Source organism: Anaerococcus sp. Marseille-P3915, assembly GCF_900258475.1.
GTDB classification, from domain to species: Bacteria; Bacillota; Clostridia; order Tissierellales; family Peptoniphilaceae; genus Anaerococcus; species Anaerococcus kampingae.
In genome coordinates this window covers 380178-406191 of record NZ_LT984887.1, presented here as the reverse complement: position 1 = coordinate 406191, position 26014 = coordinate 380178, and the positions used below count along the sequence as shown (strand labels likewise).

Annotated in this window: 25 protein-coding genes and 1 other RNA gene; 1 reads left to right on the top strand and 25 read right to left on the bottom strand. The window is 34.3% G+C overall.

The features are described from left to right. Positions 1–8 precede the first annotated feature (8 nt). From C8269_RS02005 to C8269_RS01980, 6 genes are read right to left on the bottom strand one after another with little or no spacing between them, the layout of a single operon-like run. Positions 9–1703, bottom strand: a complete 1695-nt coding sequence (locus tag C8269_RS02005; RefSeq protein ID WP_106460184.1) for a phospho-sugar mutase — start codon at positions 1701–1703, stop codon at positions 9–11. Next, positions 1693–3600 (bottom strand): type I pullulanase, encoded by a 1908-nt coding sequence (gene pulA, locus C8269_RS02000; RefSeq protein ID WP_106460183.1) that lies wholly within the window; start codon positions 3598–3600, stop codon positions 1693–1695. The genes C8269_RS02005 and pulA overlap by 11 nt, the downstream gene beginning before the upstream one ends. Next, the gene (locus C8269_RS01995; protein WP_106460182.1) at positions 3563–5842 is read right to left on the bottom strand and encodes a glycogen/starch/alpha-glucan phosphorylase; all 2280 of its coding nucleotides are present in this window, start codon (positions 5840–5842) and stop codon (positions 3563–3565) included. Before C8269_RS01995 ends, pulA begins: the two co-directional genes overlap by 38 nt. Positions 5843–5850: 8 nt before the next feature. After that, complete coding sequence (glgA, locus tag C8269_RS01990) at positions 5851–7281, bottom strand: glycogen synthase GlgA (RefSeq protein WP_106460181.1); 1431 nt, start codon at positions 7279–7281, stop codon at positions 5851–5853. 2 nt (positions 7282–7283) lie between these two features. Beyond that, the gene (gene glgD / locus C8269_RS01985) at positions 7284–8408 is read right to left on the bottom strand and encodes a glucose-1-phosphate adenylyltransferase subunit GlgD (RefSeq protein WP_106460180.1); all 1125 of its coding nucleotides are present in this window, start codon (positions 8406–8408) and stop codon (positions 7284–7286) included. 1 nt (position 8409) lies between these two features. Continuing rightward, positions 8410–9543 (bottom strand): glucose-1-phosphate adenylyltransferase, encoded by a 1134-nt coding sequence (locus tag C8269_RS01980; protein WP_106460179.1) that lies wholly within the window; start codon positions 9541–9543, stop codon positions 8410–8412. Positions 9544–9690: 147 nt separating this feature from the next. On the opposite strand from C8269_RS01980, the gene ssrA reads away from it, so the two are divergent. After that, positions 9691–10046, top strand: a transfer-messenger RNA (tmRNA) gene (gene ssrA, locus C8269_RS01975). 431 nt (positions 10047–10477) lie between these two features. Here the strand turns inward: ssrA and C8269_RS01970 are convergent. The 19 genes from C8269_RS01970 to C8269_RS01890 form a co-directional block, all read right to left on the bottom strand. Next, positions 10478–10900 carry a hypothetical protein gene (locus C8269_RS01970; protein WP_106460178.1) on the bottom strand — a complete coding sequence of 141 codons (423 nt, stop codon included), beginning with the start codon at positions 10898–10900 and terminating at the stop codon, positions 10478–10480. 96 nt (positions 10901–10996) lie between these two features. Beyond that, entirely contained in the window at positions 10997–11434 is a 438-nt protein-coding gene (locus C8269_RS01965) for a type II toxin-antitoxin system HicB family antitoxin (protein WP_106460177.1), read from the bottom strand. 32 nt (positions 11435–11466) lie between these two features. Beyond that, positions 11467–11661 (bottom strand): type II toxin-antitoxin system HicA family toxin, encoded by a 195-nt coding sequence (locus C8269_RS01960; RefSeq protein WP_106460176.1) that lies wholly within the window; start codon positions 11659–11661, stop codon positions 11467–11469. Positions 11662–11724: 63 nt separating this feature from the next. Continuing rightward, positions 11725–12501: a peptidoglycan amidohydrolase family protein gene (locus tag C8269_RS01955; protein WP_106460175.1), complete on the bottom strand. Its 777-nt coding sequence runs from the start codon at positions 12499–12501 to the stop codon at positions 11725–11727. Positions 12502–12543: 42 nt separating this feature from the next. Continuing rightward, positions 12544–13059 carry a DUF4094 domain-containing protein gene (locus C8269_RS01950; protein WP_106460174.1) on the bottom strand — a complete coding sequence of 172 codons (516 nt, stop codon included), beginning with the start codon at positions 13057–13059 and terminating at the stop codon, positions 12544–12546. Between the two features lie 10 nt (positions 13060–13069). Next, positions 13070–13279, bottom strand: a complete 210-nt coding sequence (locus tag C8269_RS01945; protein WP_106460173.1) for a hypothetical protein — start codon at positions 13277–13279, stop codon at positions 13070–13072. Beyond that, entirely contained in the window at positions 13279–13581 is a 303-nt protein-coding gene (locus C8269_RS01940) for a hypothetical protein (protein WP_106460172.1), read from the bottom strand. Before C8269_RS01940 ends, C8269_RS01945 begins: the two co-directional genes overlap by 1 nt. A gap of 41 nt (positions 13582–13622) precedes the next feature. Continuing rightward, positions 13623–14126 carry a hypothetical protein gene (locus C8269_RS01935; protein WP_106460171.1) on the bottom strand — a complete coding sequence of 168 codons (504 nt, stop codon included), beginning with the start codon at positions 14124–14126 and terminating at the stop codon, positions 13623–13625. Continuing rightward, on the bottom strand, positions 14116–14634 hold the full coding sequence (locus tag C8269_RS01930) for a hypothetical protein (protein WP_106460170.1): 519 nt from the start codon (positions 14632–14634) through the stop codon (positions 14116–14118). Before C8269_RS01930 ends, C8269_RS01935 begins: the two co-directional genes overlap by 11 nt. Next, entirely contained in the window at positions 14631–15173 is a 543-nt protein-coding gene (locus C8269_RS01925) for a hypothetical protein (protein WP_106460169.1), read from the bottom strand. Before C8269_RS01925 ends, C8269_RS01930 begins: the two co-directional genes overlap by 4 nt. Further along, on the bottom strand, positions 15163–15663 hold the full coding sequence (locus C8269_RS01920; RefSeq protein WP_106460168.1) for a hypothetical protein: 501 nt from the start codon (positions 15661–15663) through the stop codon (positions 15163–15165). The genes C8269_RS01925 and C8269_RS01920 overlap by 11 nt, the downstream gene beginning before the upstream one ends. Then, positions 15660–16907, bottom strand: coding sequence for a collagen-like protein (locus C8269_RS01915; RefSeq protein ID WP_106460167.1), 1248 nt, complete (start codon positions 16905–16907; stop codon positions 15660–15662). The genes C8269_RS01920 and C8269_RS01915 overlap by 4 nt, the downstream gene beginning before the upstream one ends. Before the next feature lies 1 nt (position 16908). Further along, positions 16909–17076, bottom strand: coding sequence for a hypothetical protein (locus C8269_RS10785; RefSeq protein ID WP_158698372.1), 168 nt, complete (start codon positions 17074–17076; stop codon positions 16909–16911). Next, entirely contained in the window at positions 17051–17227 is a 177-nt protein-coding gene (locus C8269_RS10780) for a hypothetical protein (protein WP_158698371.1), read from the bottom strand. Before C8269_RS10780 ends, C8269_RS10785 begins: the two co-directional genes overlap by 26 nt. An 8-nt stretch (positions 17228–17235) precedes the next feature. After that, on the bottom strand, positions 17236–19638 hold the full coding sequence (locus C8269_RS01910; protein WP_106460166.1) for a phage tail protein: 2403 nt from the start codon (positions 19636–19638) through the stop codon (positions 17236–17238). Continuing rightward, the gene (locus tag C8269_RS01905) at positions 19632–20303 is read right to left on the bottom strand and encodes a hypothetical protein (RefSeq protein WP_106460165.1); all 672 of its coding nucleotides are present in this window, start codon (positions 20301–20303) and stop codon (positions 19632–19634) included. The genes C8269_RS01910 and C8269_RS01905 overlap by 7 nt, the downstream gene beginning before the upstream one ends. Further along, positions 20300–24949: a phage tail tape measure protein gene (locus C8269_RS01900; protein WP_106460164.1), complete on the bottom strand. Its 4650-nt coding sequence runs from the start codon at positions 24947–24949 to the stop codon at positions 20300–20302. The genes C8269_RS01905 and C8269_RS01900 overlap by 4 nt, the downstream gene beginning before the upstream one ends. Positions 24950–24966: 17 nt before the next feature. Further along, a complete protein-coding gene (locus C8269_RS01895; RefSeq protein ID WP_106460163.1) occupies positions 24967–25584 on the bottom strand; it encodes a Gp15 family bacteriophage protein in 618 nt (205 codons plus the stop codon). Beyond that, positions 25581–25985 carry a hypothetical protein gene (locus tag C8269_RS01890; RefSeq protein WP_106460162.1) on the bottom strand — a complete coding sequence of 135 codons (405 nt, stop codon included), beginning with the start codon at positions 25983–25985 and terminating at the stop codon, positions 25581–25583. Before C8269_RS01890 ends, C8269_RS01895 begins: the two co-directional genes overlap by 4 nt. Positions 25986–26014 lie beyond the last annotated feature (29 nt).

The window sequence follows — 26014 nt, the reverse complement described above, 5'->3', positions numbered from 1 at the left end:
CCTTATATTTAATGGATAGAATCTATTATATCTTCCATGAATTTAATAATAGTATCTTTTTTAGCTTTTGCCTTATCCATACTTGAAGCTATAGAGTTAACATAGATTTTGATTTTTGGTTCTGTACCTGATGGTCTAAGTGTTACCCAAGATCCATCTTCGAAGAAGTATTTTAATACGTTAGATTTTGGTAGTCCAGTATCATCGTTTTGATAATCAATTAGGCTATCAATCTTATCTCCACCAATTTCTTTGATAGGATTTTCTCTAACTTCAGACATTATTCTAGCTATTCTTTCTTGACCATCTACACCTTCAAGTGTGATTGATACAACTTCATTTGAATAATATCCATGTTCTTCGTAAATTTCATTAATTACGTCAATTAAAGATTTACCTTGGCTCTTGTAGTAAGCTGCCATTTCTGTTATCAACATAGCAGAGTTAACAGCATCTTTATCTCTTACAAAATCTTTGTAGTTATATCCAATTGATTCTTCAAAACCAAATACAAATTTACCTGTATTTTCTCTTTCTAGTTCGTTAGCCTTATCATAAATGTTTTTAAAGCCTGTTAGAACATCATATTTAGCAACTCCATATTTATTAGCAATCGGTGCTACTAAATCCGTGGTAACTATTGATTTTACAACTGCAGGATTTTCTGGAAGTTCGCCTTTTTCAGATAGGCCTGATAAGACATAATTTGTAAGTAGTGAGCCTATAAGGTTACCAGTTAGGAACTTATAGCTTCCATCTTTATCTAATACTTCTACAGCACACCTATCTGCATCCGGGTCTGTGGCAAGTAATAATTCTGCCTTAGTTTCTACTCCTAATTTTTCTGAATATTTGAAAGCTTTTGGATCTTCAGGGTTTGGATAACCAACTGTAGTAAAGTCAGGGTCAGGATTTTCTTGTTCTTTTACTACGTGAATATTTGTAAATCCTCTTTCCTTAAGTATTCTTCTAACTAGCTTATTTCCAGTTCCATTTAATGGAGAATAAACAACACTGATATTTTTATCTATGCCTTCATCATGGATTGTACAATCTTTGATTAGTGATACGTATTTTTCTAGTAATTCATCACTTACATACTCAATTATTCCATCTTCAAGACCCTTTTCAAAGTCTAGTCTTTTTATTTCAAAAAAGTCTTGGTGATCTGCGATATAGCCTAAAATCTTGTTAGCAGTCTCATCCATTATTTGGCTGCCTTCTTCATTATAAGCCTTATAACCGTTGTATTCTCTAGGGTTATGTGAAGCTGTTACCATTACACCTGCAACGCAATTAAGCTCTCTTATAGTAAATGAGCATACTGGTGTTGGTTGAATTTCTTTGTGGATATAAACTTTTATTCCATTAGCAGCAAATACTTCAGCAGTAATCTTCGCAAATTCTTTTGACATATGTCTAACGTCATAAGCAATTGCTACACCACGTTTTTTGGCTTCTTCCCCACCTTCTGAGATTGTATCTGCAAAAGCTTGGGTTGCTTGAGCTACCATATAATTATTCATCCTGTTAGTGCCAGCACCTAGTTTTCCCCTAAGACCTGCTGTACCAAATTTTAAAGATTGATAAAACCTATCTTTGATTTCTTCATCATTATCTTTGATTGATTCTAGCTCTTTTCTAGTTTCTTCATCAAACCTATCATCCTTGTACCAAGTTTCAAAATTTTTCTTATAGTCCATCTGCTTCTCCTATTTTATATACATTTACTGATAGTGAATCTAAAATTAGTCCACTTTCTATATCAATACCTATATTATTCTTACCCTCTTTATCAAAAACTTTTTCAATTTTTTTAGAATTTATATCTTCTATAGATGACTTTAAAGTTTCTGCACTTATATACATGTCATTACAATTGGCATTAATGAAAATTAAATACTCACTATCTAGTAGGTAGCCAACAATTGAGTCGTCTAAATCATCAATGAACTTTAATTTCTTCCTTATGAATTCCTCACTTGTATGAGAGAATACATCTATTGACTTCCTTAAGTTTATTAGTTCTTTTGTGTAATTAAATATGTCGTAATTGGCTTCCTTCTCTTGCCAGTTGATAGCATTTATAGATAGAGGTGAATTATATGAGTTTGAATCATTTTTCTTGCTGTGATTAAACTCATTACCTTCGTATAAAAATGGTTTGCCAAAAGATAGCATGACAATAGCCATTGCTAATTTGACATAAGAATCAATATTTTCTGTGCTATCTAGCGATATCGATAATTTATCAAATAGGATTAAATTATCATGACAGTTAAAGTAGTTAATTGTCTCACTAGCGTCGTCTGCAAAGCCTATCCTATCTTCTGAATAGTTTATTGATCCTGCTATTCCTAATTCAATTTCCTTTTTTAGTGAATAGATACCTTGAATATAGCCTCTACCGTATGAGTTTGCATCTCCCTTTATAGCATCCCTAAAAGTGTCGTTAAAAACACCAAATTTATTTGACCTTTGTGCCCCCTTCCAGATTTGTAAATCAGGGCTTAAAGTAGTTCCTAAAGCCATCCAAGGCTCACCATATATTAGTATATTTGGATTAATCTTCCTAAGTTCTTTAATGGCAAGTTTAATTGTATCTAAATCAATTAAGGCCATCAAATCAAATCTAAAGCCATCAATCTTATATTCCTTGGCCCAATAAACTAAAGAATCTATTATTAGCTTTCTTACAAATGGTTTCTCACTTGCAACTTCATTACCACATCCTGATCCATTTGAAAAGGATCCATCGGGATTTGTCCTATGATAGTAGCTAGGAGCAAGGGTATTTAAGTTTGAGTCTACGGTTTTGTAGGTGTGGTTAAAAACTACATCCATGATTACTCCTATTCCATTTTCATGGAAAGATTTAACCATATTTTTTGCTTCCCTTATTCTTGATTTGGGATCATATGGGTCAGATGCAAAAGACCCTTCTGGCGCGAAATACAATTCTGGATCATATCCCCAATTGTAATTACCGTCATCAAAAAATGCATCGCTTCTCTCATCAACTGTTATGAAGTCATAAAAAGGTAAAATCTGAACGTGACTTATACCAAGTTCAAGAATATTATCAAGACCTGTTTTAATATTTTTATAGCTAGTGCTTCTCTCAGTAAGTCCTAAATATTTACCCCTATTAAAAACTCCACTTGACTTATCTGCTGTATAGTTTTTTATGCTCATCTCATAAATGATAGCATCATTTTCTTCAATATTTGGTATATCAAGATTTCTAAATCCTTCGGGATCTGTTTCTTTTAAATCAACCACAGCTGAATAAAGTGAATTTATTGATGCCGAATATGAATATGGATCTGTTACTTCAAATTCATCTTCTATTATATAATTATAGAAATATCCATTAAAATCACCTTCAAGCCTTAGAGAAAATACACCCATATCATCTTTTTTTAAGGGGTAAATGTCTCTTCTAACTTTTTTATAATCATCAGTTAATACCAGATCGATTTTGTTTCTATCTGGAGCAAAGACCCTAAACTCTGTGTATGATTTATTATAATTTGCTCCTAATTTTATATCTTTTATATCTTCATAAGTTAAATTTATTTTTTCTTGTGTTAAAGTCATAGGCTTTATTAATTACATCATCCAATCTAAAATTATTCGCCCATAATATGTTTTCCAGCTCATTATTAACCCACTTATTTACATTCAAATAATCTTTTTCTATGATTTTTCTTGTATTTATTAACTCTTCCAAATCATAAAATATTTTAAAAGAATCATTATACATAAGAAGTTGATCATAGATCAATTTGAAGTTATAAGGGAAATTAGAATAGTCCTCATTTAGAAGATTATCTATTGTAAATTTAACAACTTCACTATTATAATAAAATTCATTTGCATTGTAAGAATTTTCTTTATTCATTTTTTCCAAATCTTTAAATTCTGGTCCAAACTGATAAAATGAATTCTTCTGTTTAAGATTATCTACTATGCCTCCCTTTGAAGTTAAGATATTTGACATATTAAATATAGCATTTAATATATGAAAATTCTGATTGTCTAGATTTGCTAATGTTAGATTAGTATAAATATCTGCGCTTGCTAGCAGAAATTTAACTTTCTCAACGTCCAAATCTTCAAAAAATACAATCTTTATCTTTTCCCTAATGAATTTATCTTTATCAATCATCTTCTTAAGGGCTAGGATGAATTTTATAGTTTCTTTTGCCATGAAATAACCTTCATTGGCCTTACCTGAAAACACATAGGTCGTAGGTGTAAGTCTTAAATTGCTATTATATTTTAGCATGTAATACTTGTAGGCTATTGCTAAACAATTTAGTATTTGTCTTTTACTTTCATGCATTAGAGATATCTGAACATCTACCATAGAGTATGGATTAATTAGATCAGAAGTTGATTCTTTTGCAATTTTCGCAAGCTTACCTTTATTACTATACTTTACTTTATCCAAAGACCTAATGAAGTCCTCATTGTTTTTAAGTTTATTTATTTTCTTGATTTCTTCATAAGAAAGCGAGTTAATACCGTACTCTTTCAATGTATATAAAAGGTCTGTATTGCCGGACTCACTATATAATATCCTATCCGTCCCATAATTTAGGTAAGAATGATTTATATCATTTTTCCTACTATCAGATATTATTTTTGAAAGGTAATTGTATTTATTTGATAGATATTTATTAATATTTCTAAAACTAACACTGCCATTCTTTATGATGCTAGCCTCATTATCTTTTATTTGAAGGTATTTTTGTATCTCAAAAATCATATCCATTATTTCAGGATTTACCCTTCTAAGCATTTCTACATCATAATTTTCAACCCCATCATCTGTAATTGAGAAAGCAACATGATCAAAAACTATTCTAGAAATATTTATAGCTTTATCCAAAGAATAGTCATATTCTTTTACAAGTAGCCTTATAAATTCTACCAAAGCAAGAGTTGGGTGTATATCATGCGAAAATATCTTTATATTCTTTTCGATATTTTCAATAGAACCGTGTTTTTTAATTTGCCTTCTAAATATATCTCTAATCGCACTTACAGAGTAAAAATATTCTTGCTTCAATCTAAGAAGTTTTCCTTCATAAGTGGAATCATCTATATATAGAAATTTATTTATAGAGTTAATATTTACGTAATCATCATAGGCTTTTAAAAAATCACCTCTAGAAAAATCTTCGATGTTAATTGCCTCTAGAGCCTCTGACTTAAAAAGTCTAAGAGTGTTTACAAAACTTGCATCGTCACTTAAGATTGGCATATCATAAGCAATAGTTTTGTTCTTTCTACCATCTATATCTAGTATGTAGGAGAAAGATTTCTTATGTTCCCAGTTTGACCCTTGTTCAAGCCAAAAATCAGAATACTCAACCTGTCTTCCATCTACAATTTTTTGCTTCAAATTGCCATTTTCATATCTTAGTGCATAGGCCACAGCTCTTTTATTGTGGTTGGCTAATTCATTTATCAAGGCAGAGGATCCTATTCCTATATCACCTATACCTAAATCCGCTTCCTTTTCACACGCAAGAACCTCATCAAAATCAAATCCCATTTCATCAAGGGCTTTAACAATTTCATCTTTAATTTTTAATCTATGAATGTTTCTATCGATTAATTTGCCAGGTAGGTATTCAAAACTTAGGATATAATAATCTAAATCCTTTTGGATTTTTTTAGATTTAACCCAAGTTTTTCCGATTACTTCCATCATATACCTACATAAGCAATCATAGACCTCATTAACTCTTGCATTTTCAATGTTTTTCGCATAAAGAGAATACAAAAAACTTTGTATCCTCTTTATAATTAATTCCTTATTCGTTTTCATCTTTTCTCTTAAGCTTTTATCTCTTCGTATAGTTTTAAGTATTTTTCTGAGGACATCTCCCAATCATTTCTCTGATTCATAGCATTTGTTATTAATTTTCTATGTGCATCTTTATTTGTATTATAAACATTTATAGCATTTTTAATAGAAAATAATAGTTCATGAGCATTTATATTTTCAAAGGAGTATCCTGTTCCTTCACCAGTATATTCATTATAAGGTATAACTGTATCTTTTAATCCACCTGCTTCTCTAACAATTGGTAAAGTACCGTATCTCATAGCTATGAGCTGGCTAATACCGCATGGTTCAGATACTGATGGCATCAAGTAGAAGTCACAACCTGCATAAATATCATGTGATTCCTTATCAGAATAATATATTCTTGCTGCTACCTTGTCAGGATATTTCCATTCAAAGTATTTAAACATCTCTTCATAAGTATAATCACCTGTACCTAATACTACTAGTTGAATATCTTCTTGCAATAACTCATCTAATATATACCTTACTAAGTCTAGACCCTTCATTTCGTTAAGTCTTGATACAATCCCTAAAACTGGAACGTCTTCTCTTACTGGAAGGCCATAGAGCTCTTGTAGATAGGCTTTATTAGCGTATTTATCATCAATTGAATCTACATCATAATTTTTAGCAAGATTTTGGTCAGTTTTTGGATTCCAAACATCAAAGTCTATTCCATTTACGATACCATCTAGTTTGTAATTATATTGTCTTATGACCCCGTCTAGGCCCTCACCATAGAATGGATATTGGATTTCTCTTGCATAATTTTCAGATACTGTATTTACATGAGTGGCATGGATTATACCTCCCTTAATAAAGTTTATTGCATCATAAAATTTAAGGTCATTTTCATTGAAGTATCTACCATCAAGACCTGCTAATCTTAGGTTTTCAGAATCAAATACACCTTGGTATTTAAGGTTGTGGATTGTAAATAGGGTTCTTATATCATCGTAATAAGGATCACCAATTCTATAATCGTTTACAAATACATTCACCATGGCTGTGTGCCAATCATTTGAATGAATAATATCTGGTTTGAAGTTTATTTCTTTAGGCAATAGGGTACATGCTTTTGAGAAGAATATAAATCTTTCAGCATCATCTCCAAAACCATAGAGACCATCCCTATCAAAATATTCAAGATTATCTATAAAGTAGTATGTTACACCATCCCATTCAAGTTGATAAACACCTGCATACTGGTGTTTCCAATCTAGATCCACATAAAATTCAGTTATTTTTTCCATCTTTTCTCTGTAGCTTTCAGAGATTTTCTTATAGAGAGGTAAAACCACTCTAATATCTACGCCTTTTTTCTTAAGTTCTTTAGGAAGGGCACCAGCAACATCTGCTAGGCCCCCTGTTTTTATGAATGGTACTGATTCACTAGTAAGAAAAAGTATATTCATTTTTAGCTCCTTAGTTCAAGTGATTCGTTTTTATTTGTTAGGTAAGGATTTGATCTATTACCAAATAACCTTACATCGTGTCCAATTTCTGTTCCCTTATCAGTTATTACAAAGTTTAGGATAGCACCATCTTCTATAGTTGTATCTTGGAAAATAATAGAATTTCTAATTATCGCTCCTTTACCAACCTTGGCCCCTCTAAAGATGATGGAGTTTTCAACTTCACCTTCAATTATAGCTCCATTTGCTACTAACGAATTTTTAACTTCGCAATTTTTAGTGTAAGATGTTGATGGCTCATCCTTAGACTTGGTGTATACTAGACCGTCTTCATAGAATAGTTTATCAAAAATTTCTTTATTTAGCAATTTCATATTCGCTTCGTAGAATGAATTTATATCTTTTATTATTTCAAATTCTTTTTCTTGTCTATAGAAATCAATATTTAATTTTCCTGGATAATCAAAGATAGCTGCAAGCATTGAATTTGTACTGTTATTTTGCATAGAATGTCTTAATACTCTTAAGAAGCTATCTTTTTTCATCATTATAGAGCCTAAAAATAAATCTATTTCGTCGGTTATTCCTAAATTCACACCCACATTTTCAGGTTTTCCTTCGGTGTCAGAATTTATAATAGCTTGATTTAAATACTCACCATTTTTATCTATTGTCTTGTTTGAAAAGATTAAACAATCCAAATTCTCTTCTTCCATCTTTTCCTTTGCATCATTTATATCTGGTTTTGATATATACATAGGATTTTTAATGTATACATAATCAAACTCATGGTCTTGGAAATATTTAATAGTGTCATAATATGTCTCAACTTCACTGCAAGGATGTTTAGCATCAGGATTTACTGGATTTAGCATCAAACCGCCATTTCTCCTATTTAATTCCCAGCTTTTACCATTGCCTATATGGTCTAGAGGACTTCTTATTTTACTTCCAGCATAAAGAACAACCCTATTTATATCATAGTTTGCTAAGTTTGATAAAGCAAAGTCAATTATTCTATATCTACCACCAAATGGTAGCATATAATCAGGTCTATATTTACACAACTGTCCATAATTTTGTTCATTAAAATCTGAACTATATACTAATGCTACAACGCTTTCCATATTATTCCTCCTCTATGCCTTCGCTGCTGACTAGGTAAACTTTATCATCATTTTCTTTACCTATATCTTCAGAGATTTCCATATCTTCTGCTACTACAGAATTATATATTTTAACTCCAGATTTTACCTTTACACCGTTAAGTAAAACTGAATTATAAACTTCTGCACCTTCTTCTATCACAACATCTGAGAATAATACAGAGTGATTAACCTTTCCATCTATAATACATGCTTCATTTACTAGTGTATCCTTAAGATCTGCCTTTAACCCAACTCTATGTGGTGGTAGGTTTTGTGATTTTGTATAAATTCTCCAATTATCATCATATATATCTAGCTCATTGTTTGGGTCAATAAGATCTAGGTTTGCTTGCCAGTAACTTCTTACAGTACCAACATCTTTCCAGTATCCGTCAAATTTATAAACATATAGAGGAGATCCTTGGTTTAACATTTTAGGTATAATATCATGGCCGAAGTCATTTGTAGATTCTTTATTTTCATAATCTTCAATTAATTCTTTTCTTAACACTTTCCAATTGAAAATATAAATACCCATTGAAGCCAAGTTAGATTTTGGATTTTCTGGTTTTTCTTCAAATTCAACAATTTTATCATTTTCATCGGTATTCATAATACCAAATCTACTAGCCTCATCCCAATCAACTTCCATTACAGCTATAGTTGCATCTGCACCCTTCTTTTTGTGAACATCAAGAAGTTTTCTATAGTCCATCTTATAAATATGGTCACCTGATAAAATAAGTACATATTCCGGATTTACTTGATCAAGATAATTTATATTTTCATAAATAGCTGAAGCAGTTCCTTCAAACCATCTACCGCCTTCTTCTGTATAGTACGGTGTTAAGATTCTTAAACCACCGAAATTTCTATCATAATCCCAGGCTGTACCGATTCCTAGGTGCTCGTTAAGTAGTTGAGGTTTATATTGGGTTAAAACACCGATATCCTTAATCTCACTATTGGTTGAATTACTAAGTGCAAAGTCAATAATTCTGTATTTACCACCAAAAGGTACAACAGGTTTTGCCATTTCCCTTGTCAAAGCTTTAAGCCTTGAACCTTGACCACCAGCTAAAAGCATTGCTGCGGTATTATTTGCGTTTCTCATAAGACCTCCTAGATTTATGATTTAAGTTCTTTTTCTATTTATACCCAATTTTTAAGATTATAACTAGAAAACCTTTTCTCTACTTATATTTTACATAAAATCCCTGTTTTTGACAAGACTTATATTATTAGTATAATTGTATTACATGGGGATGCCTTGGTTTCGACGTGATTGAAGAGCTTTTGATTGCAAGTCGTAAATCAAAACGTAAATTGATAATTAAATATAAACGCAAATAACAATAGCGAAGCAAACTTCGCACTAGCTGCCTAGTCAATAGGATAGCAATGAATATTAGGCTTGTCGTTGGTTTAATATTCGTTTCATAATTAAACGACAACTGATATAACAAAGCTTTGAGTTATATTTAGTACTATGAAGCTAGCATAAAAGCTTTTTGTAAGTTTTTTATTTTTTATGCGAAATCTTAAAACTTAATAAGCTTGTAGATGTCTTAAGTGAGGCTATCACGGACACGAGTTCGATTCTCGTCATCTCCACCATACAAATCAAGAGACATCAGGAGGCGTAAAATTAACCGTTTCTTGGTAGCTCTAAAATCAAAAGACGTCACAAAACATCAAACTAGCGTAACAATTAGACGTAACAAAACAGGAGGTTGGAGCCTCCTGTTTTTATTTTTCAATTCACATCTTACTTTTTTTATTATCTGTTTTAAAAATTGTGACTAACTCTTCTATAAAAATATGTCTGTAAACAGCTATTTTTAGAGGATGCTCAATATTTTGAGCTATGAGCGGTTTTATTTTTTTAGACATATGTTTACCCATCTAAAATCAAATATTAATTCCCAGAATTTATATATTAATACTGAAATTAAAAAAGACCCGCCCCAGTGCAGGCGGGTTTTGCTGTATAATTTCGGAGATTCCTCCTTTTAATTTTTTTGCACTGTATTAAGGTTAAACTTAAATCAAACTTTTTTATTTTTTGGTTTTTTGTTTTCGTAAACCTTAGAATGAATAATCTCATCTAAGTCCTCATCAAGTTGATCCTCGTCTAAGTTATAGTTTGAGTTTAGGTAATCACCTAATAGCTCTTTGCTTTTATCATCTAAATTTTTTTTGATTTTAGCTTTTGCTTTCTCCAATACCTCTTTTTGCTGCTCTGTATCAAAGGTAAGAGTTTCGCTTTCTTTCAAAGGTGTAACGACCGTTTGATTAAGGCTTTTCACTATTTTATCCGCTAGGTCTAAAACTTTGTTATATACATATCTCTTTTTTTCGTCTTGTTCTTTTTCAGCCGCCGCCTTACCTTGTTTTATTGCTTCAGTTACATAAGTAAGTAAAGCAAGCATTATTGCCACACTAACTAAAACCATTATTCCATCTTTCATTTTTATTTCCTTTCTTAAAACTCTGATCAAACACAAATATTTATATTTGATTTTAGACACTAAAAAAGCGACTACATAAGTAATCGCTTAAATAAGTTATTCTATTTCAAACTCTCTTTCCAAAGCTTCTGTTAATAGTTTGGAAAAATTAATTTTACTACTTTTACCCATCTCATTAAGATACGACGGTATAGTTACATTTTTCTTAACTGTTCTGTTTTCATGTTTTTTTACATAATCTGTTATATCAAGACCAACATAAGATTTAAAACTTCCCTCTAAACAAAAGTATTCTACTTCGTCCTCGTCTATACTATCCTTTATATCAATTTCTTCTAATGTGGAAGATTTAGGAAAATCTTCTAATCTAGAATAATCATCAAATAAATAAGTTCCCAAGGCATCATTAGCCATATATAAGGCTTCTTTAATGTCATCTCCGCAGGATATACAACCTGGTAAATCTGGGAATAAGATTGTGTAGCTATTGCTTTCTGAGTCTTTTAAAAATACTGCTGGATAAGATACAAACATAAAAACACTCCTTTTATTTTAGTAAGGGGGGGCTATTTTAGCCCCGCTTGTTTTAGGATTTTCTGTTCCGTACCTTTTGGCAAATCTTTGTTACCGTGGTACGGAACGGTTGTTACCCTACCGTTCTTGAAATTTTTGTACTTCCTATGAGAACCATCACCCGATGGTATATAGGTAAAGCCATTTTTTTCAAGGAACTTAATCATCTGCTTAGACGTCATTGGCATAATGATTACCTCCTTACATTATTACTATACGCACTAATGCGTATCAATTCAAGGATTTTAAAATTAAAATTTAATCCAAGCCTTGGTATTGCCACTAGTACGCCTATAAGCAACCCATCTTCTTTGATTTGAACCGCCGATATAAGATAACCACCTATAGCCGTTACCTTCCCAGACCTCATCATAGTAGATGACTTGACCAGGTCTGTATTGTGCAACTACAGGGCTTGCAGTAGATGGGCCACTCCTTACATTGCAGTAAGCAGTAGTTAATCCATGCCATTTTTCATTTTTCACCTTCCTAGCCCCAGCAATCACACTTGGACTTGGAGTAGTTTTCTTAGGTTCTGCCTTTTTCTTAGGTGTTTCTTTTTCATCATCACTACCTATCCACCTAAAAAAGCGTACAGGATAATACCTATCATCTAAGTAGTACCAGTAACCCTCATTTTCGTTGTTAGTGGTTACAGTCCAGTTAGAGCCAGCGTTACAGTGGATAATCTCGCCCTTACGGGTAAAAATACCTGTATGGCCATAAGCCCCTCCTGAAGCTCCCTCCTTGCCTTTTACAAAGATATCGCCACGCCTTACATCCTTATAAGATATCTCTTTAAGATACTTGCCTTGGCGGGCTAGTCTAAAGAGGTCCTCAGTGCTTCCGTTCCACATACTTTCTGGTATAAATCCACCGACCTTAGCACACTTATAAACAAAGCCAGAGCAATCTTCATAAGGCGACCTATAAGAGGCCTCCGCTCCAATCCTGCCTCCACCTAACTTATACTTAGGCTCGTGCCATCTAGACTTTGCATAATTCATCATTTTATCAATACTTGCCATAATTTACCTCCATTACAAAAGGACTAGCCTAGGCCAGTCCCCTTAATCTTTTTTTACTTCCTTATATAAGTCATCAATTTTCTTTTCTAAGTCTTTCAGCATTTCTTTTTTGACCAGGTCATCCTGGGTATTTAAGGCCATCTCCATCATGGATTTTAGTTCATGTATGGAAGAGTTTAAAGCTTCTAGGCTTACATGTGAGTCTTCGCTGTGTTCTTTTAGCTGATCCTCAAATTTTTCTGTGTATATCCTGCTACTTTCGACTGCCGATATCACCTCCCTTAGTAGCTGCTGTAGGACTTCATTACTCTTTTCCTGACTAGCTAAAAACTTATCATCTTTCTCTTGACTCAGTCTTCTATCTTCTTCCTTTTGCTTTCTATCAAAGGCCCTGTCTTCGTCGGTGCGTCTTTGAGTAGCTTCTTCCTGCTTTTTAATTGACCAAATTTTTAGACCAAAGTATATGACTAGTAAAAATACTAGAAATACCAGTATAGCTACTGCTGTTCCTTGGTCTATAAATACTTGGTTCACTTCTTTTATGGTTGGTTCATGCATATGGCCCCCCTTACTTGCCTAGGGCTAGTTTCATCTTAATCTTTTCTATTTCATATTTATTGTCTTCTAGGTATACTTCTAAACTCTCTCTTAATTGTTCCTTCACCTCCTTATCTAGTTTGGATAGCTTTTTAAAAAGTGAGTCCATGGTTTCACCTTGATAGATAATTTTTCTTGCTAGGCTTCTTGTTAATACTTCTAGTGCATATTTTGGTAGCATTATATCTCTCCTCCTATCTCTTCTAGCCCCATGTCTTTAAGCATAAGCATGGAGATAGAATCCTCTACTGACTTAAGCCTTGTATCCATCGCCTCAAATTTTCCCATGAGGTCTTTAAAAGCTAAACTTGGGTCAAATTCTACTGCAAGCTTGGCCAAGGATCTCTGGGTGATTTCTTCATCTGATAGGTCTTTGATTTTACCTTCAAAGCTAACGACAAAGTCCCTATATGGTTCATCTTGGGTTAATCTTACATCTGTTACATTCTTTCCCTCAAAATATTGTTTTTGTATTTTGTACATATTTTCTTCCTTTCTTGTACTAAAAAAAGAGTCAGGGCTCTCTATAGTGGTGTTATTTCTTTGTATTGTCCCTCTGGTGGTAGGAGGGGTTGTTTTTCTTTTGATAGGGTGTTTATGTTTGGTAGGTATATCTCTGCAAAACCACCCTCTGTAACTATGAAGTTAATCATTTTTATTTCGTACGATTTATTATAATCATCAATATTTGGTATCTTAATCCACGTACAGTACCCATCAGCTAAGTTTTTTCTAGATATTTCAGTATATTCACCAGGTTCTAAAGTTATATCACTTTGTTTAACATTGTTTTTATAAGATTCTTCGATTATAATTGTACTTTCACCGGTGTTCTTTATTATCAACTTAGAATATTTATCTTTATAATGTTGGTAATAATATCCGAATATATATTGTGATTTTGGCCTTTTTACTCCTTTAAACGATATACTATCACGTTTACGATATACATTATAACATTCAGCTTGTGATGTACTAGATAAAACATCTGTTGCGTTTATAGCTAGTAAATTATGCTTAACTAACATAACCCACCCCCAAATATAACTGGTCGATTTCGACTAGTTTTAAGCTTAGAGTGGATACAGTTCCTTGAATACCCCCCCCCGCCACGAAAATGGCTTGTTTGCTAGGTTCTAGATTGTTAATATTAGGATTATATATAGTTTCTTCTTTCCCCTTTTCGAGCTTAAAATTAAACACCTTAAGTCCTATATTATTGGTTTGTCCCATAATGTCCGAATATATATTCACTCTATCCACGCTATTTAATCCATATATAAAAGTTATTGATTGTCTTTTTCCAATATTATAAGAATACTGTCTTATATCATCGTTATTTTTATCAAGAGATAAAATTGTTATTTTGCCACTACCATTAGATGTTTGCTCACAATCAAAACTTAATGTATATTCTTGGCCAAGCTCGCAACCAATATCTTTACAAAATATTTTATAAAAATTATATTTATTTGCTTTTTGAGGATATATCTGTTTTCTATTTATACCTATATATAAATTAGGATTAATTTTCACGCTGCAACCTCCTTCCTAAAAGAAGATTGCCTTGGGTAGATACTAAATTGGATAAACCTCTTTGAACGTACCCCCCCGATAAAATACGGACGTTTAGCCGTTTCTATGGTGTTTATGTTTGGGATATATGGTGTTACTTCGTCTTTCTCTAGTTTAATTTCTGTAAACCTAAAAATAACTTCATAGTTATGATATACTCTTAACTGCACTTGATTATAAGATGAATCTTTTTGTCCTATAGCTTCTATTTTATAGATACCGTTATTAGAAATATGCAATGTCCCCCCACTAAATCCATTAAAGTAAATTTCAATTTCTCTACCATTTATTAAATTTAATTTTCCAGAAAAAGCTATTATTTTATCATTTTCAATGTTATCAAACAACGGCATATATATAAGTCCTAGTTCAGCTTCTTTTTTCTTTTTTATTTTTAAAACATTATCATCTAAATAAGCTACATCTAGGCTGTCTTGGTATATATTAAGGACACCTCTTTTAAACTCTGAACTGGTTGACAAATTAGGGTTAATTAACATAAACTAACCCCCTTATATCCTCTATAGAGGGTAGACTTCGTGATACCCCCCCGATAGGGAAAATGGCTTGATTTTCAGGTTTTACGTCTTCTTTATTTGGAATATATTCATCTGCTATTTTTCCTTTTGCTAATTTAGCTTTTAAAAAGGTAGCTTCACATCGTGCTGCATCACCAACAGGACCAGGAGAAAGCCCTATTTTATCTGAAATATCTTTATCATAGGTGAAAGTTGCACTAATACGTCCATTTACAAGTAATGAAGTTGAGAATGTATCCTTTTTACCGTCGAGACTTGTAACAAAAACACCTACTAATCCATTAGATTGTTTGCTTAGATTCTTAACTTCAAACGATATAGTGTATTCTTTTCCATGCTCTAATCCTAAATTATTTATATAAAAAATAATTGCCCCCCAAGCGCTACCAGCTTCATTACTTTTGTGACGCTCTCTAGCTGAATCTTTCAATAAATTTTCCTTTATTATCATAACCCCTCCTCTCTAATAACACTTAATTTATCCTCTGGCATAGTAACATTAGTTATCACCAACTGCCCTGTAAACTTTTTACCTGGCAAGCCATCTTCTTTTCCTCTAAAATCTATGGTATAAGAATTTAAGTTCTTATCGACTTTTACCACACACCTTGTGGCCTTTTCTGTCTCGTTGGCTACATACTTAAGCTCTGGGTGGGCCGGGTCGTCATAGTCTGGTTTGCCATATAAAAGTATATGGCCGTCGGCTTCTGATTTAAATTTAATTTTTAAGGTTTCACCTGTGAATGGGAATTCGTAAAAGTCATTTGTTAGGATTTTTCCTATTTCTACATATCCTATTTTTACTTCATCACCTGTGATACTTGGTTTTAGTTTTATTAGTTTATCTCCAACCTCGTATGCTCCTAGACTTGCTAGGTCGCTTAGGTGGTTGTCTTGCTTAGATTTCACCTTATCTATGGAATCATTAACTTCTTTAAAGGATTGGTCTAGGTTATCTAATTTTTTCTTGTATAAATTAGAAAAGTTATTGTCAGATAAGCCCTTTCCTACTTCTTTTAGGACTACTTCATCTTTGCTTGGTGATCCTAATTGGTCTCTGATTCCCTTTTTTTCTTCAGTATTTAACTTTGTGATACTAGCTAGGTTTATTTCTCCATCCTTACCTGGTGGACCTTGGGGACCTGTGTTTCCATCTTTGCCAGGCAGACCCTGTGGACCTGTTTTGCCTGGTGTTCCTTGGTCTCCTTTTTGGCCGTCTTTACCTGGTGGGCCTTGGATTCCTTGAGGGCCTCTGTCTCCCTTGTTTCCTTTTAGTTCGGTTTTCCCAAGCTCTTTTACTGCTTTTTCGGCTTCTTCTCTTACAAATTCTTCCGTGGATTTCTTAATATTTTCCGCGGTCTCTTTGTTTGGTAGTTCTTTAAAACCTTGGACTACCTTAATAATAAAATCTTCTTTACTTGGAAAGACATAACCCGCAACAGATATTTCAAGCTTATAATTATCTACTGATAAATTACCTGGCATTTGGAAATTAACTATGCCGTCAGTTACTTCGGAGATGGTTTCCCAGTATTTGCCTTTAGAAGTATATAAGACTATTTCCGCCGATTCTCCAGTTAAAGGAACTTTCCTTTTCTGACTATCTAAAAGCAGGAAAGAAAAAGGGCTTGATTTATCAGTTTGCTTGACAATCTTGCCCCCTAATAGTTGTTTTACATCTGTTGTTTGTAGCATTTTACTTTCCTTCTAGTGCTTCTTGTTTTAGTGTTGCGTTCCTTAAGAAATATTCTCTTAATTTATAAGAAATTTGATCAATGTCCGCCATAGTTAATTCGTGTTTAACTGCTAAATCTAAAAATTCATCTATGATTTCTTGGCTAATTTCTTTCTTCTTCACTTCCATCTTCTTCCTCCTTTGCTTTTAAGCTTGCTAATTCTTCTTCTAATAATTCAATCTTTGTAAGAAGTGTTTGAACATTGTGTGTTTGCTGAGTTAGCAAATTCATATACCTTACTATTATCCTGTCTTTAAAATCTAAGTTTTTTTCTTCCATTAATCCTCCTAGGCCCAGAAAGTCTTTTTTTCATTGAAATCTATAACAAAATCATAGCTATCATAAGTTCTTCCTATCCACAACTGCGTTCCCGCAGGGTTTAACTTTATATAAGCGCTATAACCAAGGTTAATTTTTTTTCTTACTGTTAAATCACCACCCACTTCTTGGTCGTTATAAACTGTTAAGTCTCTATCTACAAATATATATCTAGTCGATAAAGAAAAAGAGTAAAAGTTAGTTGCTCCCCAATCACCATATAAGTATGACTTAACGGTTTGATTACTAAAATTAGTATAATCTATCGTCCAAGGTGAATTTATACTTATGGAACCTTCTTGATCATATGCTCCGTTTAGATTTAAAGCTCCATCTCTGTCAATTCCCATTTTGCCTATAAAACTACTGTAATCATCATAAAACTTAATTTCCGAACCTTCTATATGAACTCGTTTCCCATAAGATGATGTTTTAAAATCACCAACCACACTTACATTACCAGTAAGGTCTATTTGGTCGGCTGATATCTTGATATTTTTAACCTCTTGCCTTATCAAAGAGTAGGCCTCACCTGCACTTACTTTGCTTTCTATCATTTCAGCTGTTTGTTTTTTGTATGAGTTAAAGTCAGTATAGGTAACCTTCCCAGCAACCTCTCCTTGAGCTACGGCAGCAGCCCTTATAGCACGGTCTGCCTTATCTTCTACTCCGCTTATATCAGGAATCTGCTTGCTGACTTCTGTTTTTATCATGTCGTTTGTTTGGGCAATTGTAGAATTTGTCTGACTGATTAGACCTCTAACTTCTTTAAATTCAGAGTCTACCTCTGCCTTAACCTTGCCTACCGAACTAACTATGCTATCATTAGTTTGACTTATAGTTGCATAGTTTTTTTCTATAAACTGCTTCGTTCCTAGAGGCACGCCAGAATTTAAGTCATCTTGAAGACTTTTTATTTTATTATTTGTACTAGTACTTATGCTTGTAATAGTGCTTGAAATTTCATCATTTTTAATTTTGAAATCACTTTCTACTGATAAAATTTTCTTATTGATATCATCTGAAACCTGGTGCAAATCAGCAATGCTAGGGTATTTCTCATCTAGCTTACCAATAATGCCTTCCACGTCTTCGATTTGATTTTTAACCGATATATTTATTCCATCAATAGTTTTGTCTATCTCTAGTTGCTTATCAATTATAGGCTTAGTCTGCCCAGTTACTGGATCTACATAGGTGGTCGCTTCTGTTATAGACTCATATATTTGACTATCAGTTTGTTTTCTTTCAGTTTTATAAGTCTTGAAACTATCATCTGTGTATCTCCTACTTGTGGCTACACTCGCTTCAATAGAATCCTCAGTAGTTTCAAACCTTACCCTTGTTTCCTCCCACATTTGATTAGTGAGGTCTATTGCTTCATCTAAATCATCAATAATGGTTTGAGGCTTATTCGACAAGGTGATTTCATTATCCATAGTCTTAAAAGGATAATTTAATAATTTTAAAATTCTGAACTTCTCTTTGGTTTTCCTATCTTTATCTATCAAATATACATAGTCACCAATACCAAATCTTAAATCATTTGTTTTAAAGTCTTGGTCGTATTGATCAATAGATTCTTTTAAGTCCTTCGCTTTTAATTCTATAACCGTCTTAGGTTTTGATAAAATTTTAAGCTTCCTTGCTGCCTCATCTTTTAAGTTTTTTATATTGGTGTATCTTTCATCTTTCCAATAGTAAGTTATTGTTTTATCAGAAAAACTCTTATCCTCCAAATAGTCTAGGCCGTTATTAATTTGATTGATTTTAAGGCCGTTCATTCCCTCTGGAATAATCCTAGTGGCAAATTCGAAGTTTTCTACACTAATATCTTGTTTTTCTAGGTTAAGGGAAGCGGTTAAGTATATGTCTTTATTTTGAGATAATTCTTTCCCTATAACTACTGTTTTTAAATGGGCATCTAATTTGTATTCGACTTCATACTTCTTAATAAGTTCTTCAAATATTTCCCAGCTAGTTTTATGGTCTCCGGTTATGGTTCTTTTTGTCTTAATATCATCTAGGACAACATATTTCCAGCCTGCGGGTGTTATTACATCAAGCACATCTTTAATCCCTTTATAAGAGAAATTAAGGCTTTTATTAAATTTTTCCTGCCAGTCAGAATTATTGGCAAAACCTTCTATTTTGTAGCCGTCGTAAAAAGGCTCGATATTTTTAACTATAAATTCTTGGCAAGTATTGTCTTTCTTAAACTCGACAAGGTGTTCTACATCAAAGACATTTCTATATTGCTTTGGTATCTCAAATATTAGCCTATCAAGCACATTTATTTCATACTCTATGCAAGTGTTTCTAAAGGCAGCATAGGGAAATCTTTCTTTGGTTTTTCCATTGACTACTAACATATAACCCTGCCTTCAAATTCTAACTTGCAAGTGAAATTTCCTTGACCAGTAAGCTTAATATTTAGTTCTTCTTTTATATAAGGGAACTCTAGCATATCAATGCTTGTTTCTGCTCCTAACTTATAGAATCCCATTTCAGAGTCTATAACAAGTGTATCAGTAAATTTATTTATTTTAATATCACTTTCAAAACCTGTAATTTTAATATTTTCTCCCTTACCCTCTAGTATAATCCTACAAGGTGTTAAAAGATTACCTCTGTTATATATGGTTACAGTTTCATTAATAGGTATCAGGGTGCTTTGGGTATCAAGGCTAGCTATAGCTTGGCCAGAAAACTCTACTACTTCAAAAAAGTGCTTAGTGTCGATTTTTTCTCCTAAGAACCTTCCCTTGTAGAATATTTCATCATCAAAAGTTATTTTCACCTTTTCTAATATCCTAGATAATTTGTTCCTATTTTCTCTTATGGTTTCCTTCTCGCCTTTAAATTCAATAGAGAAACTAAGAGGTGTAAAGGACGGCCTCTCATTTCCATAAAAGGTTATGCCAGTATCTGAAACAAAGGTGTCTCTTTCTATTTTGGTATTTCCTATGTCCGGATAGGCTAAAAGGTGTGCACCATAATAGCCTATATCCTTAACTAAATTTATAGTCTTAATCATCCTCTACGCCTCCTTTCCTTGCTTATTTCTTGGCTTACTATAGGAGTTACAGCCTTGCCAATCTCTCTTGAATCAAGGTTTATTACGCTTGTGACAGCTCCGTTTGTAACTTGTACATCGACTTGTTGTTTATTTTGTATAGATCCTCCAGCTAAATTATAGGCCAGATCTGCACCCATTCTTTTATTATCAAATAGAACTGCATTCTTAGCCTTATTTCTTATAGCCTCCATAGTGGCTTTTACCTTGTCTACTACAAAGCCTTTTTCATCCTCGATACCTATTCCCATACCACGGGTAAGCATCTTACCGACTTCATCTCTAAATACTCTTGAAGGGGAGTGAATTCCTGCGGCTCTTTTTGCAGCATTAACAGCGGACCTCATAACATTTATTGAGGCGTTGATTACTCCTGACCTGCCGTTATATATACCATTAGCAAGACCCGCCATAAGGTTATATCCAGCATTAGCAAAGGACCCCTTGTAGCCGTTAACCGTACTTACCATTTGAGAACACGTTGATTTCACAGTAGATTTAGCCTTATTGCTTCCGTTTGTAACCTTAGCTACAAATCCATTCATCATGGAGTCCGCAGCATTTTTCACTTGGTTAGAAGTATTATTGATGGTTGTATTAATCTTGCTACCCATCTGGGTAAATTGTGTATTAATCTTATTTGTGCCGGTAGTAATAGTATTAGTGACGTTATCCATCATCGATTTAGTTTGACTAATAGTTTTAGAACTCATACTTGTAATAGTAGAGTTGATTTTATTCTGCATGTTTGTAAAAGATGTTTGAACTTTACTTGATCCACTAGTTACGTTACTAGCTAAAGTGTTCATCATCTTTGTTGCATTTTGTGCTACGACATTAGAGGTATTTGTAAGGCTTGTTTGTATAGATGAACCCATCTTATCAATGCTTGCTACAACCTTACTTGATTCGCTACTTATCGCTGAACTATAACCTTCCATTGCAGTTTTACCCGCCTGGTTAAAGTCGCTGGCTTGATTACTTAGTGATTGGGCTACGTCTTTACCTATGTTTGTTGCACTAGCGTCTACAACGGACTTTGAAGCGTCTATACCGCTTGCATATTGCTCCCCTAATTCTTGGCCTTTTTGAGTAGCTTCACCTTCGCCACCTTGAAGTTTCTCTATGGCGCTTTGACCTAAAGCTTGTGACTTAGAAGTAACTTCCATTGTTGAAGATTCAATACCACCTGCGAATTTTGAACCAGTATCATGGCCTTGTTGATTAGCAGTGTCAAAAATTAAAGAAGAACGTGCCTCTAATGGATTAGCAAAAGTATTATTGTAAGCCTCCGCTACACTTCCTTGGCCAGAACTTACACCCTCACCAAATGCACCGACATTTTCAGCTCCTATTCGTTTTAATATTTCAGCAATATTAGCTTCGCTTAGACCTAGTGCCTTTAAGGCTTGGTAAGCGGCTTCTACATTGATTTTGCCAGCGTTAGCTCCGTCAGCAAAGCCATTCACATTTAAAAGCCCCATTTCATGCATGGCTTGAACAGCCTCTACAGATGATAATCCAGAATCTCTTAATTGCCTATAAATTGCTAAAGCCGCTTCTTTTCCTGCAGCCGAACCTTGGCCAAAGGCGTCAACATTTATCTGACCCTTTGCATACATTTCATCAAAGGCTTCAACTTCATCAAGGCCCATTTTCATCATAGTAGTAAATTCTTCTATGATTCCTTCAGCCCCTTCGCTTGTACCATCTTTGAAGCCCTGCATATTTCTAAGAGCTATTTCTGTCAATTTCTCTACCGCTTCGATTTCACTCATTCCTGAGTCCATCATCTCTTTTAGTTTTTCACGGTAGGTCTGACCGCCTTCTTCAACTCCATTCACAAAACCGTTTAAGTTAAGGCCTGCTATCTCGAAGAATTGTTCGGCCGCCTCCATAGTTTCTAGCCCGGATGTCCTAAGGGCAGTGTAAGCACTCCTTACATTTCCTGAGCCTTCATATACTGCTTGGGCATATTCCTCAACGCTTGCCTTTCCTTCTTGCCTTATAATTGCCCTGGCGTCTGAGTCTGAAACTCCACCTTGAATTAGGTCTTTGTAGGCTGTGGCTATGTCTGTACTTCCGCTTTTTAGACCCTCAACCACGCCCATAACCATATTTTCGCCAGTTGGTTCCGTATCAGAACTATTTACAGATTTATTCACTTGGTCGGGAAGCTTTTTAGCTTTATCAGCTACTTTCTTCTCGTTTGAGTCCCAGCCTTCTTTAATTCCATCTATAAAGCCTTTGCCGATGTCTTTTAGCTTGTTAACTCCAGCTTTTAGCTTACTTTGAAGCACAGATATAAGTCCTTTGGATTGGACTTCAGCAAAGAATTTCTTAGTTGCATTGATACCCTCGCCGATTTTATTAACCATCGACTTACCAGCGTCGATTAACTTCGAAGCTCCTTGCTTTATTTTGTTTGCAATTGAGCCGACAATTTTTCCGGCAGAGTTTGCTATCTTTGGTAAATCAAGATTAAAACCTTTGATTATAAAGCCTATAAGGGCAGCTCCAGCTACTGCAAGACCAACAGGATTTGACAATACAGTACCAAGAACCGTTATTATTTTAGCCCCTATACCGCCTATCAATGTTAGGCCCTTCATAAGGCCTCCGCCTATAGCCTTTATTAAGCCACCACCAACTGTTAAAAGCTTGCTTCCGCCAACTTTACTTATTCCGCTGGATAAGACGCCAACAATGTTGCTTCCAATTCCAGCAAGCTTGCTAGACCCTGTTTTTATTCCAGTCATCAGCGGTCCTATAGTTTTAGATCCAGCTGATTTTAAAATACTGGCCTTGCTTGATACTCCTTTTGCTAAGAGGTCTACAAGTTTTCCGCCTGTATCATTAAGTTTTAAGCCTTTACTGTTAAAAGCTTGTATTAGTGAATTTATAACCCCATTTGCCGACTCGCTGACCAAAGTTTTTTCGCCCATGATTCCCTTAGCTAGAGAACCCATCATGCTTTTAGCTATGCTTGCTCCCTTGAAGGCTGCAAAGGCTATTGCTAAAGCCTTTAGTATCTGAGGAACCGCTTTAGCTACCACATCAGGATTTTCAGCAATCCCTTTTGCTATTGCTTTTATAAGGTCTATACCAACCTTTATAAGTTTAGGTGCATTTTTATTAAAGCTTTCAGCAAGTTTGCCTATAATTTCAATGGCCTTTGGTACTAAAATAGGCGCTTTGGCGGTTAGCCCTTCGGCTAGTTTTATTAATATCTCTCCGCCGACTTCAAATAACCTTGCTCCAACCTCCATAAAGGCGGTAACTAAGCTTGTTATTATCTCTGTCGCACTCGAAGCTAAGCTATCAGAATTATTTTGTAAGCCATCTAAGAGACTTAAAATAATGGTTTTACCAGCCTCAATAAATTTTGGAGCTTTTTCAGCAATAGCAACTGCCCCTTCGGCTATCATATCACCTATAGCCTGAGGAAGGTAACTTATATCTCTAGTAACTACAGCGTTAAGTCTATCAACTTGTTTAGTGACCGATTGAACAACATCTCTAAAGGGAGTGTCGACATTCTCAAAAAGTGATATTCCTAAACCTTCTAAAGCTGATTGAAGGATGGTTATATCACCCTTTAGGTTATCATTCATAACCCTTGCCATCTCTTTGGCCGCTCCAGTGGAATTGTTAATACTGTTAGTTAGCTTTTCAAAATCCGCGTCGCTAGAATTTATTATGGCCAACATTCCAGCCATAGCCTCTTTGCCAAACAAAGTTGTTGCCGCTTGAACCTTTTGGTCTTCGCTTAAACCCTTAAAGGACTGCCTCATTTCACCCATAAGTTTATTAAAAGGCTTAATTTGTCCGTTAGAGTCAGTTATTGAGATACCAAGGTTTTCCATTTCAGCCGCTACTTGCTTGGTTGGTGCTGATAATCTAGATAAAGCAGTCTTTAAGGAAGTTCCTGCTTGACTGCTTTTAATTCCAGCATTGGCCATCAATCCCAAGGCGACCGATACATCTTCCACCTTATATCCTAATGCCCCTGCAACAGGTGCAACATACTTAAAGGATTCGCCAAGCATTGATACATTAGTATTTGAAGCGGTTGAGGTTGCCGCCAAAACATCGACAAATCTTCCTGTGTCTTTTGCTTGTAGACCAAAGGCGGTTAATGAGTCGGTGACAATATCTGAGACTAGACCTAAGTCCTCACCACTTGCAGCGGCCAAATTGATAATCCCAGGAAGACCGTCAAGCATTTCTTGACTCTTCCAGCCTGCCATACCCATGTATTTTAAGGCTTCGGCTGATTGAGTCGCAGAAAACTTGGTTGTTGCACCCATTTCCTTAGCTTTGTTTCTTAAAGCGTCAAGCTCATTGCCAGAGGCTCCGGATATTGCCTCGACTTCGCTCATAGCTGCGTCAAATTCAGCACCAGCCTTTACTGAGTAGGCTCCGAATCCTGCGGCAGCTAACCCCGCCGCCTTAAAACTAGTTTTTATACCATCTACAGCCTTATTTGTTATACTTTTAAAACCCTTACCAGCTGCGGTGGCCATAGAAGATAGGGAAGCAAGGCCGCTTTTAAATCCTGAGGTGTCTAACTTGGTATCAAATAGCAGTTTACCATCACTTGCCATATGTCACCTCACTTTCTTTAAATTTGCATGCTTGCCATCATTGACCTAGCAAAAGAATTTTCTTTTTCTTCTACTGTCCTTTCATCTGGCAAAGCATAAATCTTTTTCATCGTCCTATAATATTTCTTTTCATCCTTACTCATCTTCGAAGTGATGTTCATGGATCTAAAAGACATAATTCTTGAAAATAGACATTTTTGGTTTAGTCCCTCAAAAAGGGCTTTAAATTCCCACCAATGAAGATTGGCAGTAAGAAGATTAATATTGTAACACTCCATAAAGGCAGAATATATATAGGCCCAGTCATGCTCGAAAGAGTAAACAAGGCTAGAGTTAGTAAATTCTGACTCCTTTTCATCTTCTTCCTTTATTTTGTTGATACCGTCTGTCTTTTTACCTAGGCTATAAAACCATAAGAACCCGTCAAATAAGCTTTCTAATTCATCAAGGCTTGAAATCTTAAACCCCTCCGCCAAACAAGTATTAATAACTTCTAATACCTGGCTTTGGGCTTTTTCATCTTCCTTTAGCATTACTTCTTCATATTTAATCCAAGCCCTAAAATCTGTATTTATAGCTACCTTTCTGCCGCTTACGTCTATTGTATTTGGTAGGCCTTTAGTTAGAATGCTCACTTTTCATCAACTATAATTCCATCGATTACATTTTCTTTTTTGCCAATGCTAAAAGTATTTGTAAGCTTTTCTAATTCCTTATTTGCCTTGTCAACTTCTTCTACAAGATAATTTCCTATTCCTAAATAGTCAGTAAGGAGTAATTCATCTCCGTCGAATACTTTTTCTTGGATATCATCCATTGCCCCAAGGCCAAGAATTGTATCAAAGGCTTTTCTTAGGGCTTCTTTAGATTCGTTTGAAGACATCTTTTCAAAGTCTAATTCACCTATAGCTGTCAGCTTTTTAGCTAGATCTGTGTCATGCTCAATTTCATATTTTAGTAATTGAGTATCTCCGTTAATATCTTGATATTCAAATTCAAATTTAATTACTTGTCTTTTTTGTCTTTTAAATGCCATAATTTACTCCTTTATTTTTAATTTTTTGA